This is a genomic window from Azospirillum sp. B4, from assembly GCF_000333275.1.
Classification (GTDB): Bacteria; Pseudomonadota; Alphaproteobacteria; order Azospirillales; family Azospirillaceae; genus Nitrospirillum.
The window spans coordinates 1-3,087 of sequence record NZ_BACU01000075.1; the positions used below are offsets into that span (position 1 = coordinate 1).

At 68.1% G+C, this 3,087-nt stretch carries 3 protein-coding genes; 2 read left to right on the plus strand and 1 reads right to left on the minus strand.

Going from position 1 to position 3,087, the window contains the following annotated elements:
* Positions 1 to 109: 109 nt before the first annotated feature.
* A complete protein-coding gene (locus I55_RS03315; protein ID WP_085939927.1) occupies positions 110 to 541 on the plus strand; it encodes an OsmC family protein in 432 nt (143 codons plus the stop codon).
* A gap of 80 nt (positions 542 to 621) precedes the next feature.
* Here the strand turns inward: I55_RS03315 and I55_RS03320 are convergent, their stop codons facing one another.
* Positions 622 to 2,016 carry a class II 3-deoxy-7-phosphoheptulonate synthase gene (locus I55_RS03320; RefSeq protein ID WP_044559085.1) on the minus strand — a complete coding sequence of 465 codons (1,395 nt, stop codon included), beginning with the start codon at positions 2,014 to 2,016 and terminating at the stop codon, positions 622 to 624.
* Positions 2,017 to 2,373: 357 nt separating this feature from the next.
* Between I55_RS03320 and I55_RS32680 the strand changes: the two genes are divergently transcribed.
* The coding region (locus I55_RS32680; protein ID WP_159107099.1) for a S8 family serine peptidase at positions 2,374 to 3,087 on the plus strand (714 nt) is incomplete at its 3' end.

Genomic DNA, 3,087 nt, shown 5'->3' on the forward strand with positions numbered 1-3,087 from the left:
CATGCGACAACCGCATGGAACTGACACGATAGCTTGCTACTCTTATCCCATCGCCCGGCCCGCTGATAGCGCGGCCAAGGGCTTACACCCAAGAGTGAGGAGAGCGGCCATGGCCCAGTTGAAGCGCACCGCGAACGCCGTCTGGCACGGCACCGGCAAGGATGGCGACGGCACCCTGACGACGCAGAGCGCCACCCTGTCCAGCGTGCCCTATTCCTACATCGCCCGCTTCGGCGACGGCAAAGGCACCAACCCGGAGGAGCTGATCGCCGCCGCCCATGCTGGCTGCTTCAGCATGGCGCTGGCCTTCATGCTGTCCGGCGCCGGCTTCACGCCGGAGGAGATCAAGTCCGACGCGGTGCTGACCATGGAAGGCGAAGGCGGGGGCTGGCGCATCTCCGCCGTCAAGCTGACAGTGCGGGCCAAGGTGCCGGGGATCGAACCCGGCAAGTTCCAGGATCTCGCCGCCGAGGCCAAGGCCAACTGCCCGGTGTCGCGCGTGCTCAACGCGGAAATCACGTTGGACGCCGCCCTGACTTGACCGCCTGCATCCGGTGCCGGAAGGCGAACGGGCGGGGCCTTTCGGCACCCGCCCGTTCCATTCCGGGGGCGAAACAGCCCTTACTCGGCGGCCTGGGTCCGGCGCGGCTGGCCGGAACGGGAGGCCTTCAGCCCTTCCGCCACCAGGAAGGCCAGCTCTAGCGCCTGGTTGGCGTTCAGGCGCGGGTCGCAAGCGGTGTGGTAGCGCTGGGCCAAGGCGTGCTCGGTGATGGCCTGGGCGCCGCCCGTGCACTCCGTCACGTCCTGGCCCGTCATCTCGAAATGCACGCCGCCGGCATGCACGCCTTCAGCCCGGCAGGCCTCGAAGAAACCCCGCACCTCGGCCAGGATGCGTTCGAAGGGTCTCGTCTTGTAGCCAGTAGCCGACTTGATGGTGTTGCCGTGCATGGGGTCGCAGCTCCACACCACGGTGCGGCCTTCATCCCGCACACGGCGCAGCAACGGCGCCAATTTGTCCGCCACCTTGTCATGGCCCATGCGGGCGATCAAGGTCAGGCGGCCGGCCTCATCCGTCGGGTTCAGGATGTCGATCAGGCGGATCAGCTCATCCGGGTCGGTGGTCGGGCCGCACTTCAGGCCGATGGGGTTCTTCACGCCGCGCAGGAATTCCACATGCGCACCATCCGGCTGGCGGGTGCGGTCGCCGATCCACAGCATGTGGGCGGAAACGTCGTACCAGTCGCCCGTGGTGCTGTCGACGCGGGTCAGCGCCTGCTCGTACGGCAGCAGCAGCGCCTCATGGCTGGTGAAGAACTCCGTCTCGCGGATCTGCGCGGTGGTTTCCGCCGTGATGCCGCAGGCGGCCATGAAGGCCAGCGCCTCGTCCAGGCGGTTGGCCAGGTCGCGATAGCGCTCACCCTGCGGGCTGCGGTCGACGAAGCCCAGGTTCCACTGGTGCACCTTGTGCAGGTCGGCATAGCCGCCCTGGGCGAAGGCGCGCAGCAGGTTCAACGTGCTGGCGGCCTGGTTGTAGGCCTGCACCATCCGCTCCGGATCCGGCACCCGGGCCTCGGCCGTGAAGTCGAAGCCGTTGATGATGTCGCCACGGTATGAGGGCAGCGAAACACCGCCAATGTCTTCCAGGTCGGCGGAGCGCGGCTTGGCGAACTGGCCGGCCATGCGGCCCACCTTCACCACCGGCGTTGCGCCGCCGAAGGTCAGCACCACCGCCATCTGCAGCATCACGCGGAAGGTGTCGCGGATGTTGTTGGGGTGGAATTCGGCGAAGCTCTCGGCGCAATCGCCGCCCTGCAGCAGGAAGCCCTGGCCCTTGGCCACCCGCGCCAGATGGTCCTTCAGACGCCGGGCCTCGCCGGCAAAGACCAGCGGCGGATAGTTGGCGAGACGGGCCTCCACGGCTTCCAGGCGCTGGGTGTCCGGATATGACGGCATCTGCCGCACTTCCCGAGACCGCCAGCTATCGGGCGCCCAGCGCCCCGCCTTTTCCAGTGCCATGACCCACCTCGTGAAACCCGTTAAACCGGTCGGGAATCCAGTGTCTTGAGTTGAACGCCCCGCCTGACAAGGCGGTCGCGGGACCAATGCCCCCTCAAGTCTGGCAGCGAGCCGGTCTCGTTATGTACTGCCGTGTTTTATACTTTTCCAGTCTTCTTGGGGGCTTCACGCGCATTACTGTTACCCGGCAAACGCGGTTGCCGGGCGGCACGCCCTTGAAGATGCCGCGCTCCTATCCAGATGGTCTAGCCCGGGATTAGGCCAAATGGCGTATCCTGCATGCCATGCCGGTCCCTGGGCCGGGCCCTTGGCTGGGCTGGGTTGACCGGACCGCCGAAAGTGTTGGGAGCGGCAGGGATGATGGCCACACGCGGCGCCCCGCGCGCCTTGCCCCTTCACCGCCTGGCGTGGCTGTGCCTCTGGGCGGCCGCCTTGGGGGACGCCCGGATGGCGGGGGCCCAGACTTATGCGGCCGGCTATTCCACCGGGTGGTGGTCGCAGTTGGGCCTGACCAACGCCATCGAGGTCGCGGCCACGGGCGGCAATGGGGTCACCATCGGCGTGGTCGACACCGGCGCGGCGGCGGCTCAGCCGGATATCGCCGGCCGCGTCTCCGCCGCCTCCTCCTGCGCCGCCCGCAGCTTCACCTGCCCCCGGGCCTACACCGACGACAACGGCCACGGCACCGCCACGGCGGCCATCGCCGCCGGCGCCGTCACCAGCACCGGGGCCGGCATGGCCGGTGTGGCGCCCAAGGCCTCCATCCTGGCGGAAAAGGTGCTGAACGCCAGCGGCAGCGGCACGGACACCGATGTGGCCAACGGCATCATCAAGGCCGCCGACGCCGGCGCCCGGGTGATCAACCTGTCCCTGACCTACCTGCCCACCAGTGCCATGGTATCCGCCATCAATTACGCCGCCGCCAAGGGAACGGTCCTGGTGTTCGCCGGCGGCAATTCCGCGACCGTGCTGAATGGCGGCGCCAGCACCCAGCGGCTGAACACGGCGGCACTGACCCCACCTGGCTTCGCCGGGTCGGTGACCAGCGCCAACCGGCTGTCCAGCTTTTCA

What these genes read in the sequence shown, in the direction of transcription:
- I55_RS03315 (WP_085939927.1), top strand. Translation starts at nt 110, where the DNA reads ATGGCCCAGTTGAAGCGCACCGCGAACGCCGTCTGGCACGGCACCGGC.
- I55_RS03320 (WP_044559085.1), bottom strand. Translation starts at nt 2,016, where the DNA reads ATGGCACTGGAAAAGGCGGGGCGCTGGGCGCCCGATAGCTGGCGGTCT.